Origin of the sequence: Halodesulfovibrio sp. MK-HDV (genome assembly GCF_009914765.1) — a bacterium.
Lineage (GTDB): Bacteria > Desulfobacterota > Desulfovibrionia > Desulfovibrionales > Desulfovibrionaceae > Halodesulfovibrio.
Window position 1 is genome coordinate 69819 of the sequence record NZ_WYDS01000014.1, and the last position, 13774, is coordinate 83592.

Genomic DNA, 13774 nt, shown 5'->3' on the forward strand with positions numbered 1-13774 from the left:
TCTTGTAATACATAGTGAAGCCATTATGTTGAATCAAGCTGAAGATGGAAAGGAGTGCTTAAAGGCGTTGAACAAAAAAAGCTCTTACACTTTCGTGCAAGAGCATTCTCTATGGAGCCTTTCCTTTTGCCAGATCGATAGCCTGAGTATGCAGTCTTGTATCCATTATGGTTAGATCATAAACAGGTGACACGAAACGGGGTGAGGTCGGGAACCATAAACAATATCTGATGTCATAACGCCATCAGCTTTTTACTCCATACATTCATACTTTCGATCCCGTTTGCAATGCATGTGTTATTCGGTAGTCGTCCGCAATAAGTATATCCTGCACGAGCGAATGTTATATTCATTCCGGGTGATATGGCTCTGGCAATAGTGTAGGCAGTAATTATCCCCATAGTACGCATAGCAGACTCCATCTCAGCAAGTAACGCTGAAGCAAGCCCTGTGCTCCTATGTTCAGGAAGTGTGGCAAAATCGGTCATCTCGACGTTCTTAACGCCAGAGTCTACTTCCGCAGAAGCCAAAGCCACTAGTTGTCCTTCAAAACGCGCTCCCCAATAATGTGTTCCTTCATTCATGGTTTGCTCTACAAAAGCAGCATCATGCACAGGAAATGGGTATTTTTTAAAGACTTGCTGAAAAAGATCTACTATTTCTGGAACATCTTTCTTTTGCAAAGGGGTTATCGCATACCCTGCAGGCAGTTCTTTACAACTTTCATTTGCCTTTTTTTGCGCAAGAATACGTACACTTTCAAACGTAGAGCCTAAGGGTTCATCCCGTCTTTCAGGCATTAAGTATTTTGCAACAAAAACGCCATCCCCGCGATGTGCATACATGTTTGGAACACGCACTTCTTCCTCAAAGCTTTGCGCTTTGAACGCATCAAGCATCACTTCGGGAACCTTTGCGATGACCTTTGAGTATCCTTCAGCTAATGCAATATCTGACAGGCTACGTGCAGCAACATCTGGAGAACTTCCCAACTTGAGCAAGTAAACTCTGTTGCTACTGCGCCCATGCTGAATAGTATTTCCCATTATCAACACCACACGATCCGGCTGCATCATCTCTCCTGTCCATACGTTCATTTTCTTTCGGTGTGAGACTCAAAGTTTCATCCCAATCACATAAAAGCTTTTCAATACCGATTGCCTTTTCACAGCCGTCGTCCTCTTTTAGAGTGAGAGTGCACTTTTCGCACTTTCTGTCACAATAGTGAGAATCGTAACTTTCGGGCTCATTATAGGTGGTAATTACACCCTCATAGTTTCTGAGTACAACCTTATGTGTTCCCCACGAGACAATGTAGTTTGGCATTACAGGAATTTTCCCGCCACCACCCGGGGCATCAATGACATATGTGGGGACAGAGAAGCCAGAGGTGTGACCTCGCAAGCTTTCAATAATCTCAATGCCTTTGCTCACAGGAGTACGGAAGTGAGTAAGGCCTTCTGACAAATCACATTGATACAAGTAATATGGACGCACTCTGTTTTTAACCAATTTTTGATTCAAGGTACGAATCAATCGCTGGCAATCGTTGACGCCCGCCAACAAGACACTCTGGTTGCCCATTGGAATCCCAGCATTGGCCAACATTTCAAGCGCCTTTCGTGAAGAAGCGGTCATCTCTCTTGGATGGTTAAAATGCGTATTCATCCAAAGTGGGTGGTGTTTTTTTAACATCTCAACAAGGTCAGTTGTTATTCGCTGGGGAAGCACAACCGGCATTCGCGTCCCTATACGAACAACTTCAACGTGGTCAATGGAGCCAAGTTCTCCCAAAATCCAATCAAGTCTGTCATCCGAAAGCATTAGCGGGTCACCGCCGGAAATTAATACATCTCGCACCCGTGGATTGTTACGAATGTAATCAAGCCCCTTTTCCATCTGCTTACGATCGGGAATAAAGTCCATATCGCCAACTTTGCGCTTGCGAGTGCAGTGTCGGCAATACATTGAACAAATATTACTTACGTGAAAGAGCACCCGATCAGGATATCTGTGTGTAATACCCGGCACTGGACTATCTTTCTCTTCATGCAAAGGGTCAGCCATGTCATGCTCTAAGACGTCCATTTCACGCACAGAGGGAAAGCACTGTCTAAAAACAGGGTCATTCTCATAATCATCCACTTCAATAAGGGATAAATAATAAGGAGTAATTGAAATTGGAAACTGCTCTGCTGTAGCCTCGTAAGCCATCCGCTGATCATCAGTAAAAGTTATCCCGAGCAATCTTTCAAATGTTTTAACATCACGAATACTATGGCGAATATGCCATTTCCAATCATGCCATCGCGATGAGGGGCCTTTTTCGTCAAGTCCCTGAACAAAAGCTTTTTGTCGGGCATTAAGGGGGGTCATATACAATCCTTATGTTTATTAAATAGGATGACTGTAGAAGCGTATTGTTACGACGTCTTTAAACGACTCAGGACTACTGTAAATCTGAAACGCAAAGTATAGGAAAAAAGAAACTGCAAAAAGTGTCCATATAAGAATAAAGACTACATTCGAAATTAACAGCCGCTTGTCATTTTCCATTTCTTTCTCCTTTCACGCTACGCATTCATAGCACTCAATCAATGACGAATTACGCTAATACAACACTTAAGATACATCATGGATCATAAAACAAAAGGGGAAGGTTTGGGGGGTGATCGGGGGATGAGCATGTACCCGAAAATAATGAAAAGAACCTGTCAAGGCAAAAAAAGTTCAACTCTCCGTTGTATATGAAAAGATTACAGCACGTCATGACATCATTCCGACCGGACATGTGCTGGCGAATCTTAATGCAGGAGAAGGCAAAACTGTTTGAGTTGAATAGCGTGCCCATGATCTTCAATTTCATTTACTACTCGCTTATAAAGCTAAGAGAATTGTTCCCGAAACTATAGCTATGTCTGGTCAATAATTGGCCAAACAACATTTGAAACTCGACATATTCATTTCAAAACTGAAATCAACGTTGAGAATACATACAAATTCGACGAACTGACACAATCTACCTTTCGACGCTGTAGCGCGGCAAACTGGTGTTACAGCTCAGCATAGAGGGCTTTCCCGCTGGAGTTCTAAAACTGACGAAAGGCGAAGATAGATATAAAAGAAAGCTCCTAGCTTAATACGCTAGGAGCTTTCTTTATGCGCAATTTCAGGGAGGGAAGCTTATGTATCCAATTTTCTTGTACATATCTTTCAAGGTTCGGCCTGTATACGTAAGGAATGAATATGACCAAAAACCTCGCCACCTCTCTCGGCATACTTTCGGTCATTGGCAGCGAAATAGCATAATAAGGAATCTATGTCGAAGAATGTAGTCTTGCATTCACGAGGCAGTGACACGCCTCAACTCTGCTTGAAGACGTATATTTTTCTGAATCATTTTACATATTCGACACCGAGTTGTTGTTTTGTTTCACCTATGGATTTTGGAAGCATGCCCATCACAACGGTGGTCAATACGCAAAGTCCGTAGAATAACCACATCATCTGCATTCCGGTTAAATTAAGTATTTTTCCGCCAGTAAATACAAAGGTTGCTACGCCCAGTCCGAGTAATGTTTGGTAGGCAACAGAAAAACACATGAGCTTGGTAGAAGCTGTTTGCATTCGAACCATAATTAACGTTGGAATGCATGGAGGGTATAACGCCATGAAAAGCATTAATGCTAAAGCATGGAGCGAAGTAAAACCTTCTTCCCCTTCTTTCATACTTTCCTGAACTGATTTGTTGCTTCCATCAACTGCGTAGATAGCACCTAGTGTTGCTGCGCTATTCTCCTTTGCGGCAAACGCTGAGAGTAAAGCAATATTGATGCGCCAATTGAATCCGGCATATTGAGTTACAGGCTCTAAAGCGTGTCCCATCATGCCAAGGAAACTGTTTTCAAATTGCGCTGCCCGTAATTCTCTGCGTAGCTTTCGTCTTGTTCGTTGGACGTTACGCAAAGCTTTAGCAATTTTTTATTGCATCTGTACCTTGTTTAGCAGCAATACTGTAAAATTGCGGATTTTTTGCGGCAAATTTTTGTTGGATTTCGTGTAATGTTGCAGGGTCTTTTACTCCACGTTTTTGCTTTTTTGTATCCGTCGGCAAACAGAATTAAATCCATAAGATTTTGTTCATCCACTGCATTGTGGAGCGTAGTGGCAGACGTTACATCTAAAAATTTTGTGACAGCTGCTGTTTCTTTTTGCTCAAAACCATTTTGTACTTCGGTAGATAGTGTTGGAAAATTGATGAGCACAAAGACAATTACAGCTACGGCAATGACGACAGTGACGATTTTTTTAACAAAGAGCCACATGCGTTCTAAGGCACGGTGTAATACGCCTGATACCGTTGGTAGATGGTATGCAGGCATTTCCATAATGAACGGTGCACTTTCGTATTTGCTCAACACTGTAAGTGATAAGGCTTTTGCTACAGGCAGAGCCATAAAGAGAGTCACCGTTGCGATGAAGAACATTGCAATTCCTGAATGATCGCTAAAGTAGGCGCTGATCAAAATGAGATACAATGGCACTTTTGCGAGGCAGTTCATCATTGGCACAACCATAAGTGTTGTAAGACGTGCCCGTTCATCCGGAATGGCCTTGGTCGCCAATACACCCGGAATGGCGCACCCTCCTACGTATACACCACCAAGAATAAGCGGCAAGGTTGATTGTCCGTGCATACCGAATTTACGGAACAGCCGATCTAAAAGAAACGCCATGCGCGGCATGTAGCCACTGTCTTCAAGAATTGCGATCAAGCTGAAAAGTAAAAAGAAAATAGGTAAATAATTTAAGATTGCGGTAACGCTCTGAATTGTCCAGCTTCCGAGAGAACGACTTACCGGATCAACAAGAAAGTTTGGCTGTGGGAAAATTTGCATCAGGAAGTCACCTAGTGCCGCCCACATAGGCCATACGCGTTGTGCTAAGTCGTTTCCTAGAACAATCGACACCTGATATAAGCAAAAAAGAATGGCAAACAAAATGATCGGGCCAAATACTTTGTGACAAATGTATCTGTCTAGTTTGTCAGAAAAAGTCTCTGCAGCTTGACTTCTGGCAGTGACGCACTCTTTGCAGATGGAAGCACATGCTTCGTGGCGTTTTTTTGCAATAAACCTTTCAATATCTTGACCTGTTACTCGCATGAATTCTTCTCTGTACTCTTCTACAGATGCGAGAATAGCTGTGGATGTTGCTAAAAGATTTTGGTTGGTTTTACTTACAAAAGCTAATGCTTCCGCATCATTTTCCAGAAGTTTGATAGCAAGCCATCGCAAAGGATAATTTTTCGTTGATAGTGGTAAAAGCTCTTCTGCTACCTTAGTTATGTAAGATTCTAGTTCTCCGTAATCTATCGTATAATTTCGCTGAGGATTTTCATCTGTTGCAGTCATGCTTTCTGCTAACGCATCGAGCAGTTCTTTACGCCCGAAAGATTTTTTCCCAATGGTTCGAATTACACGAATGCCAAGCTGCTGCTCCAGTTTGGATGAATCAACAGAGATGTGACGCCGTTCAGCCACATCAACCATATTCAGAGCAAGAACTGTGGGCTTTTCCATTTCGAGCAATTGCAGCGTTAGGTACAGATGACGCTGTAAATTAGAGCAATCTGCTACATCAATAAGTACCTGCGGATCGTCATGAAGAATTACGTCCCGCGCGACCCGCTCTTCAAGTGAATAGGATGTGAAGCTGTATGTTCCAGGAAGGTCAACAAGTTCAACGGATGTGCCTCCTACAGAGAGGATTCCTACTTTTTTTTCAACAGTCACACCGGGGTAGTTGGCAACGTGCTGTCTTGCACCTGTTAACATATTAAATACGGTAGATTTTCCGCAGTTTGGCTGTCCTGCTAATGCAATGGTACTAACTTTATTCACAACAGCACCTTTCGTCTGAACGGGAATATAATAATGGGACGCTCATACGCTACCTATCCTTATGTGTTGCTGCTCTGCCCTAGGGGGCAGCACAGTCTGAATTTTACACAGCATTAATTCTACTGGTTAGTGAACGATTACTTTGATTGCGATGCCGCGTTCTAAAATCAATCTTCCGTCGCCAATTGAGATGATCATTGGGCCTCGACCCGCGTTCACAACTACTGCGAGCTTTGTTCCGGGGTATACTCCCAGTGACTCCAGTCTTGTTGTGGCACAACGACCTGCATCTATAGTAACTACGCAGGCATTAGCCCCTGCGAGAATGGTATTGAGTGTCTTTTTCATTGTAAAACCCTTATGCTTGAAACAATAAAAACCAATCATTTAATAGTATTGTGGATGTGACATGTCAAAAAAAAGAGTAAATTGACATTGGGTGTCAACTTACTCTTGCGGCATAGTAAAAAGCAGTTATTAAATGAAAATGAATGTCATTCGCTCAAATGCTTGCCTTTCATACTGAGGCGTTGTAAGCACTTGTTTACCGACATAACTCGTGGAGGTGTTTATAGAAAATGAGTGAGCCTTTGGGGATTTTTCAAGATTATCTTAAAAGGAAAGGGCTCAAGGTCACAACGCAGCGCGAATTCATTTTGCATGTTTTTATTCGGCTAACTACACCGGTAACGGTGGATGAGCTGTATCAGGAAGTTGTAAAGCTAGACCCAACAATTAGTATTTCTACCCTGTACAGAACGATTAAGCTTATTGCGGGATGTGGCCTTGCCAGTAGCGAGCAGACAGATGAAGGTGCAATCCATTACAAGCCAGTTGTTGAAGTACGTTTTGTTATGGTTTGCGAGTGCTGCGGAACTGAAACGCCTTTCGTAAACCCTTATCTGGATTGCATTCACAATGAGGCATCACGCCAGAAGGGTTTTGAACTCCGAAGATGTCATACTGTTATTTACGGCATCTGTAATAACTGTCGAAAAAGAGAGGTTGCCATACCCATAACGTCTTTAACAATTACAGCGTAACTATATATTCGCTTCCACTTTTTACATACCAAGTTTTCTACCAGTTCTTTCTGTTTAGTCCGCAGAAAAATTCTTTGAAAGTCCGTTAGTAGCCTCTGCATATTGCATTGGCATAACTATTACCTATGGCTCATGTGAATGAGTTACATGGAGACGGACACCAATGTATCGTACGTATTATATAGCTCTTCTTTTCCTTGCGGGGCAGCTGCTCTCTTTGGCGCCAGCTTACGCAAGTTCAAAACAGGCTCAGTCACTTGCTTCGGGCACGATAGCCGTCGAGCAAAAAGCTCAGAAAAAAATTAGTGCATGGCAGCAGGAAAAGCATAGTGTCATCGCGCAGATTAACAATAAGCAAGTTGAATTTGACTGGCTTACTCATCAAAAAAATAAATATTCCCGCTACATCAAAACGCTCGAAGGCAATATTGCAGAAATGAAGCGCCAGCAGCAAGAACTTGAAATGATTGCTAACGCTGTTACGCCTCTTCTTGAAAATACCGTTGCCCGACTCGAATTCTTTATCGATGAAGATCAACCGTTTTTGTCTAAAGAACGACAGGAGCGCATGTCCAATATTAAAAAAGCTCTTGCAGACCCGCATCTAGCGCAGGCTGAACAGCTCCGCCGTGTTTTAGAAACTCTTGAAGTAGAAACAGGATATGGCTCAGGTATTGAGATAGATAGCGAAGATGTAGTGCTTGAGGGGCAGCCTTTGCGTGCAGAAACTGTTCGCGCTGGTCGCCTAGGTTACTATTGTGTTTCTCCGGATAAACAACAGGTCGGCATATGGTCTCCGGTAAAAAAAGAGTTTGTTATGGTTGCGGATAGCAACAAACAAGCCGTTCTTTCCTTGCGAACTATTGCACGCCGCAAACAGATTGTTGAAGTAACTCCTTTGCCTCTGGCCATTGAAGTGACTTCGGTTCCGACTCCATCGTCGTCAGTTGAATCTGTTGCAAGCCGCTCTACTTCTCCGGAGAAAGAATAATATGCGTACCTCAATATCCACCGTTCTTATTGCTCTATTTTTATTATGCAGCTCAGTGACTTCTTTTGCTGTTTCAGCGGACGAGGTCAGCCCTGAGCAATGGCAAAAGACTATTAAGACACTAAAACAGCTGAACATCACACATAAGACTGATGTTAAAAAAGCACTCGACTTATCCTCTCAAAACAAGGTGCAATTAACAGGAAAGCTCGCGCAACTTAAAAAAGCTGTATCTAACACAGACATACAGGTTCATACCCTGACTGCACGTTATCAAAAGCTGATTAAGGATGAGGCGAAGCTTACTGCATTGCTTAAAAGTCGTCGGGAAGAGATTAAAACTTTTGAAGGAACCGTGCGTACTGCTGCAAAGCTTATGCAGGATCGTTCCCGTACCAGTTTTTATACGCAGCAGAATCCGGAACGCCTCGCCGCTTTTGCAACCTTACTCGCACCGGATAGAATGCCTGGCTTGACCGATCTGACCAGGCTTATTGAGATGTACTTCAACGAGCTGCAAGCCACTGCCGATGTGTCTCGTTACTCAAGTACTATTATCGGTTCAGATGGTCAGCCAATGGATGTTGAGATTATCAGAACCGGTACGTCGTCTGCGGTATATCAGTCCAGTACTGGTGAAGCAGGTTTTCTGCAGCTGACTGGTGATGGAACCGTATCGCAAAGCGTTAATGGTATATCCTCGCAGCTCAGTGGCACTATCTCCGCAGCCTTTGCAGGTGAACAGTTCCTGCCGCTTGATTTTAGCCATGGCGCAGCTTTTATCCGTTTTATCGCTGAAGAAGATACGTGGAAAAAAATTGCTGCTGGCGGTGCTCTTGTATGGCCTATCCTCGGCATTGGTGCAATTGCTCTTCTGCTTGCCATTGAGCGCTTTATCACCCTGAGTCGCTTGCGTCGTTCATCTCCCAAAGAGCTTACTGTTATTCTCGAACATGCCGAACATGGTGAATGGGAAGAGTGCCATACTTTACTTGAAAAACGGAGCACTCCTACAGCTCGAGTGTTGAATTCAACGCTTAAGAAAGCACAAGGAAGCGCCGCTGCGTTGGAAAAAGGCATGGAAGAAGCACTGATGATTGAACTTGCCCGTATGGAGCGCTTCCTGCCTACAATGCAAACTCTCGCCGCCGTAGCTCCACTTCTTGGTCTTCTAGGTACCGTTACCGGTATGATTAACACGTTTCAGGTGATCACACTTTTCGGAACAGGCGATCCGCATATGCTTTCCGGTGGTATTTCAGAAGCACTTGTCACAACGCAGCTCGGGCTTGCCGTGGCTATCCCTATTATGATGCTCCATCACCTTTTGAATAGCCGTGTTGATCGCCTTGCTAATGATATGGAAGAAAAGGGAACTGCTCTTATCGCCACCATTCTCAATAGGAGATAGGCATGAGCATCACATCTGAATTACTTGGCCAATATCACGCAGGTGGTTTTGTCCTTATTCCGATCATTCTTACGGGGCTGGTAATGTGGTGGCTTATTCTGAGTAAGCTATGCACGCTTGTTCAGTTTCGAAAACATGAACGATCACTTGAAGAATTACAGACTAATCCACCACCTGAATGGCATTGGCAACACTCGCTGCGACAGGATTTTGTCAAGCTGCGTTGCCGCGATGATGAGGTTAACCACGCATTGATGTCAGCTTTGGGAAATACGTGTTGTGAATCTATGGCAAAGGGAGTTTCGACTATTGCTCTACTTGCCGCTGCCGCACCGCTTTTGGGGCTGCTAGGAACTGTTACAGGTATGATCAGCACCTTCACCATTATTGCTGAATTTGGGACAGGTAACGCCAGAGGATTAGCCGAAGGTATTTCGCAGGCACTAATTACAACACAAGGCGGTTTGCTTGTCGCCATTCCCGGATATATTGCCGTGAACATGCTGCAACGGCGCATAGGTAGTCTTCAACAGCGTATTGATCTGTTTTTAACGTATCTGGATGAACAGCCTCGCGGTGTAGCCCACGATGTTCAGAGTTCATCAGAACTATCCTTCCGGAGTAGTATTCATGGCTAATGTACGGACGAAGAGACGTCGGAAGCAACAAAGTGAACTGAATATGACACCACTTATTGATATGGTGTTCATTTTGCTTATATTTTTCATTGTAACGACAAGTTTTGTAAAAGAGTCAGGTGTAGAAATTAACCGCCCAGTCGCAAACACCGCTGTGGTTAATGAAAGTACAAGTCTCATTATAGGAATTACAGAAAGCAATGAAGTTTGGATAGAGGGTAAAATATATGATGTTCGCTCTGTCCGCGGGTACATGAACCGCTTTCTTGCTGAGACACCGGAAGGGGCGGTTGTCATTACTGCGGATAGAGAGTGCCGAAGTGGTCTGCTGATCAAAGTCCTTGATTCGTGCAGGGAAGCTGGCGCAACCAATCTAAGCGTAGCAGCCAGGACACCATCATGATGAAAGTGCCCTATCGCTCAATTCAGTGGGTTTGTTCGGGAGCACTTGCGTCAGCACTTGCGGTGTTGTTGTTACTCGCCCCTGTTTTTTTGAAGCAGGATGTTGATCCGTCAGACGTGGCGCGGTTTTCACAGCCTGTGTCATTGCGAAAGTTAACGCAGACACCGCCTGAACCTGAAGAAAAAATGCCGGAGCAGGAGGAGCCAAAGCCGGAGCCGTTGACCGCAGAACCGCTTGCGCTTTCTCCGATTGCTGCCCCGCCAGTATCGCCGATTCAACCAGAAATCTTACATGTTGATATCGGAGCAAACCTTGCTCAGGCCGTAGCCATATCGATACCACGTCATAGCGGAGTGTTGTCACTTGGGGATGTTGATGAAGCGCCTGTTCCTATATTCACACCACCGCCAATGTATCCGTCAAAAGCACGCAGAAGGCGTTTGGAAAGCAAGCTAATTATAAAAATGATTGTAACATCACAGGGGAATGTCCAGAAAGCCACCGTAGAAAGCGGGGAGTATCTGGAAACGTTTCGTGAGCCCGCATTGCGAGCTGTAAGGAAATGGCGCTTTAAACCGGCACAACTGCATGGCAAACCTGTCGCTGTGCTGGTAACACTTCCATTGGAGTTCACATGCAAAAATTAATTATATTGATCCTGTTTGGCTTATGCCTCCAGTTCTCAATCGCTGGCAGTCCTGCTTTTGCGGGGAAAAATGATGCGGTGAAGATAAATGCAGCACTTAAAGCGCTGCAAGAAGATAAGCCCGCAAAAGCTCTAGAGATTTTGACGCATATGTTGGAACAACCAAAGCCGGAAATTACAGCACTTCTTATTGCAGGGAATGCGTATATGCAGTTGGGGGAAAATGAGAAAGCTCTTGCCCTGTATCAAAAAGGAGTAGCCATTTTTCCTAATGATATTGGATTGCTGCAAAACAAAGCAATTGCTCTGTATTACTTGCAACGTTTTAGCCCTGCCGGTGATGCTTTTGCTCTTCTTTCCAAGTTTCAATTAGCAAAAGCGAAAGAAATAAAAGAAGAGGTCGAGGCAAAAACTGGACAGGCTCCGGCTTGGTATAAAAGTCAGTATCAGGCTGCTGTTTGCTACTATAAGTCGGAACATTACAATAAGGCTTTGACTGCCGTGATGCCTCTTCTTTCGTATCGCAAAACATCACAAAGCGTAGATGCTAAAAAGCTGTTGGCTCATATCTATATCGCATTGGAACAATGGAAAAAGGCCTCGGCGCAACTGGACATACTGGTTGCTACACATTCAAAGGACAGATCTTTGTGGCTATTGCTTGCGAACGTGGACATTCGCCAAAACCGGCTGACTAAGGCTTCATCAGCATTACAGGTTGCTCATTGCATGCACCCCCCCACTCGTTCAGAGTGCGTTCGGTTGGCAAAGTTGTATTTGCAGGTAAATGCCCCGTTGCTTGCAAGTAAGATTTTGTTGGCTAGTCCACAAAACCTTACAGCCTCCCAGCATGACCTTATGGCGATTGCCTATGAGAGGGCTGGGTATGTGGAGAAGGCTGTTTTGTCTTTGCAAGAAGCGATAGCGTTGGAGGATACGAGCAAGCGGCACTTGGAATTCGGAAAGCTTTTGTATCGAAATCAGCTGTATGAGAAAGCCATTGAGCCATTGAATGTCGCGTATACCAAGGCGAAAAAGAAGGGGCTACCGTTGTATCTTCTCGGACAATGCTTTTTGAATATGAACAACTACAATAAGGCGACAACGTTGTTTGTAAAAGCAAAGAAATATCGAAGCGTACGTTCTAATGCAAAAAATGCCTTGTCGTTGATAAAGCATATACAACGTATGCAACAGGAAAGTGTAACCGGGTAAATAAATTAGCTCGGAAAATACATTAACAGCAAATAAGGATTGGAAGATGGTTACAATACAAGAAGTTGATAGTGTTGAGATACTAAGCCTTCAAGATAACTATATCGATGTGCTGGCAATGGATAATTCAGAAGTTGTTCAGCGCCCATCCCTTTTTGCACAAACTGGTGATGCTGAAGGAACGGTGTCAAATGGCCCGCTTGCTGAACATGGCTTTTCTTCATTCATCACAGTATCTTTTGGCGGTCAGAAAAAGAGTATGCTTTTTGACTTTGGCTGCTCAGACAATGGAGCGTTGTACAATGTGGATTTGCTTTCTATAGATCTAGCACAAGTTGATGAACTTGCACTTTCTCATGGGCACTTTGATCACTTTGGGGGAATGGAACAGCTCGTACAGCGCATAGGAAAGAATTCTTTATCGCTTGTGGCACATCCCTCTGTTTTTAAGGACAGATATGTACGAACACCCACAGGTCTTAAGCTAGATTTTCCAGCATTTAATAAAGAACAGGTGTTGTCCATGGGGCTTTCTATTAATGACACCTCTTCTCCTTTCCCTATGCTTAATGGACACGCGTTGTTTCTTGGAGAAATTCCTAGAATAACCAGCTTTGAGCAGGGAATGCCAAATGCCTTTTGTTTGAATGATGGTGTTGAGTGCCCTGACAGTATTGAGGATGATTCCTCGATGATCTTTAATGTTAAGGGTAAAGGGCTTGTGGTCTTGTCTGGCTGTGCCCATGCAGGAATAGTGAATACGGTAACGCATGCTCTTGAGGTTACAGGTGCATCAAGTGTGTACGCCATCATGGGGGGATTCCATCTTTCCGGCCCGTATCATGAGCAGTTTATTGAACCTACAATCTCCGCATTACAAGCCATTGCTCCGCGCTACATAGTTCCTGCGCATTGCACGGGACGAAAAGCAACACAAGCGATAGAGCAAGCCATGCCTGATGCGTTTATCTGCAACATGTCGGGTACTACTCTTCGATTTTAGCCGAACCTTTCTTTTTCATTCAACACCGATTTATGGAAATAGTTGTGCGCAGTTTTTTGATCTCTGCGCACAACCATTTCTTATGATGTTAAAAATGATTCGTGAAGTGTTAGTGTAACTCGTTATTCTTTCTTACAACGCTAATGGACTTTCAAAGACTGGTAACAAAACTATGGCTAGGTATTGAAAATGAAACTCATAATCAAACTATTTTTTCTATGCTCACTGCTCATCGCAACCCCTGCAAGTGCTCACACATTGCATTTTACGCAGGACGATAATGGCGACAATACAGTTGAGTTGATTGGAATGTATTCGACTGGTGAAATTGCTGCAAACACCCCCATTAAGCTTATTGGAAAAGAAAGTGGGAAAGTGCTGTGGCAGGGACGAACCGATGAAGACGGCTATTGCACTTTCACACGCCCTGCCATGACCTATGAGGTTGAGCTGGACGCCGGTGCGGGTCATCAATGTCGCGAGGACGGTATTTAATCACTGTGCGTAATTGTACTTGGAGA

At 44.0% G+C, this 13774-nt stretch carries 14 protein-coding genes; 9 read left to right on the forward strand and 5 right to left on the reverse strand.

The features are described 5' to 3' along the window. Positions 1-233: 233 nt before the first annotated feature. The 5 genes from ablB to MKHDV_RS11945 all read right to left on the reverse strand — a co-directional run bounded on the left by ablB (position 234) and on the right by MKHDV_RS11945 (position 6251). Positions 234-1046 carry a putative beta-lysine N-acetyltransferase gene (gene ablB, locus MKHDV_RS11925; protein ID WP_160715588.1) on the reverse strand — a complete coding sequence of 271 codons (813 nt, stop codon included), beginning with the start codon at positions 1044-1046 and terminating at the stop codon, positions 234-236. Then, entirely contained in the window at positions 1015-2376 is a 1362-nt protein-coding gene (ablA, locus tag MKHDV_RS11930) for a lysine 2,3-aminomutase (protein WP_160715590.1), read from the reverse strand. Before ablA ends, ablB begins: the two co-directional genes overlap by 32 nt. 1020 nt (positions 2377-3396) lie before the next feature. Next, positions 3397-3966 carry a nucleoside recognition domain-containing protein gene (locus MKHDV_RS11935; RefSeq protein WP_254060469.1) on the reverse strand — a complete coding sequence of 190 codons (570 nt, stop codon included), beginning with the start codon at positions 3964-3966 and terminating at the stop codon, positions 3397-3399. Positions 3967-4001: 35 nt separating this feature from the next. Then, on the reverse strand, positions 4002-5903 hold the full coding sequence (feoB, locus tag MKHDV_RS11940) for a ferrous iron transport protein B (RefSeq protein ID WP_160715592.1): 1902 nt from the start codon (positions 5901-5903) through the stop codon (positions 4002-4004). A 126-nt stretch (positions 5904-6029) separates the two neighbouring features. Next, a complete protein-coding gene (locus tag MKHDV_RS11945; RefSeq protein WP_160715594.1) occupies positions 6030-6251 on the reverse strand; it encodes a FeoA family protein in 222 nt (73 codons plus the stop codon). A 230-nt stretch (positions 6252-6481) separates the two neighbouring features. Here MKHDV_RS11945 and MKHDV_RS11950 point away from each other — a divergent pair, with 230 nt between their 5' ends. The 9 genes from MKHDV_RS11950 (at position 6482) to MKHDV_RS11990 (ending at position 13748) form a co-directional block, all read left to right on the forward strand. Beyond that, a complete protein-coding gene (locus MKHDV_RS11950; RefSeq protein WP_160715596.1) occupies positions 6482-6946 on the forward strand; it encodes a Fur family transcriptional regulator in 465 nt (154 codons plus the stop codon). 163 nt (positions 6947-7109) lie between these two features. Further along, positions 7110-7937, forward strand: a complete 828-nt coding sequence (locus tag MKHDV_RS11955; RefSeq protein WP_160715598.1) for a DUF3450 domain-containing protein — start codon at positions 7110-7112, stop codon at positions 7935-7937. A 1-nt stretch (position 7938) separates the two neighbouring features. Beyond that, positions 7939-9348 carry a MotA/TolQ/ExbB proton channel family protein gene (locus MKHDV_RS11960; RefSeq protein WP_160715600.1) on the forward strand — a complete coding sequence of 470 codons (1410 nt, stop codon included), beginning with the start codon at positions 7939-7941 and terminating at the stop codon, positions 9346-9348. A gap of 2 nt (positions 9349-9350) precedes the next feature. Next, positions 9351-9986 carry a MotA/TolQ/ExbB proton channel family protein gene (locus MKHDV_RS11965; protein WP_160715601.1) on the forward strand — a complete coding sequence of 212 codons (636 nt, stop codon included), beginning with the start codon at positions 9351-9353 and terminating at the stop codon, positions 9984-9986. Next, on the forward strand, positions 9979-10389 hold the full coding sequence (locus MKHDV_RS11970) for a biopolymer transporter ExbD (RefSeq protein WP_160715603.1): 411 nt from the start codon (positions 9979-9981) through the stop codon (positions 10387-10389). Before MKHDV_RS11965 ends, MKHDV_RS11970 begins: the two co-directional genes overlap by 8 nt. Then, positions 10386-11036 (forward strand): energy transducer TonB, encoded by a 651-nt coding sequence (locus tag MKHDV_RS11975; RefSeq protein WP_160715605.1) that lies wholly within the window; start codon positions 10386-10388, stop codon positions 11034-11036. Before MKHDV_RS11970 ends, MKHDV_RS11975 begins: the two co-directional genes overlap by 4 nt. Further along, positions 11024-12250, forward strand: a complete 1227-nt coding sequence (locus tag MKHDV_RS11980; RefSeq protein WP_160715607.1) for a lipopolysaccharide assembly protein LapB — start codon at positions 11024-11026, stop codon at positions 12248-12250. The genes MKHDV_RS11975 and MKHDV_RS11980 overlap by 13 nt, the downstream gene beginning before the upstream one ends. A gap of 46 nt (positions 12251-12296) precedes the next feature. Beyond that, a complete protein-coding gene (locus MKHDV_RS11985; RefSeq protein ID WP_160715609.1) occupies positions 12297-13253 on the forward strand; it encodes an MBL fold metallo-hydrolase in 957 nt (318 codons plus the stop codon). 189 nt (positions 13254-13442) lie between these two features. Next, the gene (locus MKHDV_RS11990) at positions 13443-13748 is read left to right on the forward strand and encodes a hypothetical protein (protein WP_160715611.1); all 306 of its coding nucleotides are present in this window, start codon (positions 13443-13445) and stop codon (positions 13746-13748) included. Positions 13749-13774: the final 26 nt, after the last annotated feature.

Excerpts from the sequence above, each read along its gene's own strand:
- ablB (WP_160715588.1), bottom strand. The coding sequence starts at position 1,046 with ATGGGAAATACTATTCAGCATGGGCGCAGTAGCAACAGAGTTTACTTG.
- MKHDV_RS11980 (WP_160715607.1), top strand. The coding sequence starts at position 11,024 with ATGCAAAAATTAATTATATTGATCCTGTTTGGCTTATGCCTCCAGTTC.
- MKHDV_RS11945 (WP_160715594.1), bottom strand. The coding sequence starts at position 6,251 with ATGAAAAAGACACTCAATACCATTCTCGCAGGGGCTAATGCCTGCGTA.
- MKHDV_RS11970 (WP_160715603.1), top strand. The coding sequence starts at position 9,979 with ATGGCTAATGTACGGACGAAGAGACGTCGGAAGCAACAAAGTGAACTG.
- MKHDV_RS11990 (WP_160715611.1), top strand. The coding sequence starts at position 13,443 with ATGAAACTCATAATCAAACTATTTTTTCTATGCTCACTGCTCATCGCA.
- MKHDV_RS11985 (WP_160715609.1), top strand. The coding sequence starts at position 12,297 with ATGGTTACAATACAAGAAGTTGATAGTGTTGAGATACTAAGCCTTCAA.
- ablA (WP_160715590.1), bottom strand. The coding sequence starts at position 2,376 with ATGACCCCCCTTAATGCCCGACAAAAAGCTTTTGTTCAGGGACTTGAC.
- MKHDV_RS11965 (WP_160715601.1), top strand. The coding sequence starts at position 9,351 with ATGAGCATCACATCTGAATTACTTGGCCAATATCACGCAGGTGGTTTT.
- MKHDV_RS11960 (WP_160715600.1), top strand. The coding sequence starts at position 7,939 with ATGCGTACCTCAATATCCACCGTTCTTATTGCTCTATTTTTATTATGC.
- MKHDV_RS11950 (WP_160715596.1), top strand. The coding sequence starts at position 6,482 with ATGAGTGAGCCTTTGGGGATTTTTCAAGATTATCTTAAAAGGAAAGGG.
- MKHDV_RS11955 (WP_160715598.1), top strand. The coding sequence starts at position 7,110 with ATGTATCGTACGTATTATATAGCTCTTCTTTTCCTTGCGGGGCAGCTG.
- MKHDV_RS11975 (WP_160715605.1), top strand. The coding sequence starts at position 10,386 with ATGATGAAAGTGCCCTATCGCTCAATTCAGTGGGTTTGTTCGGGAGCA.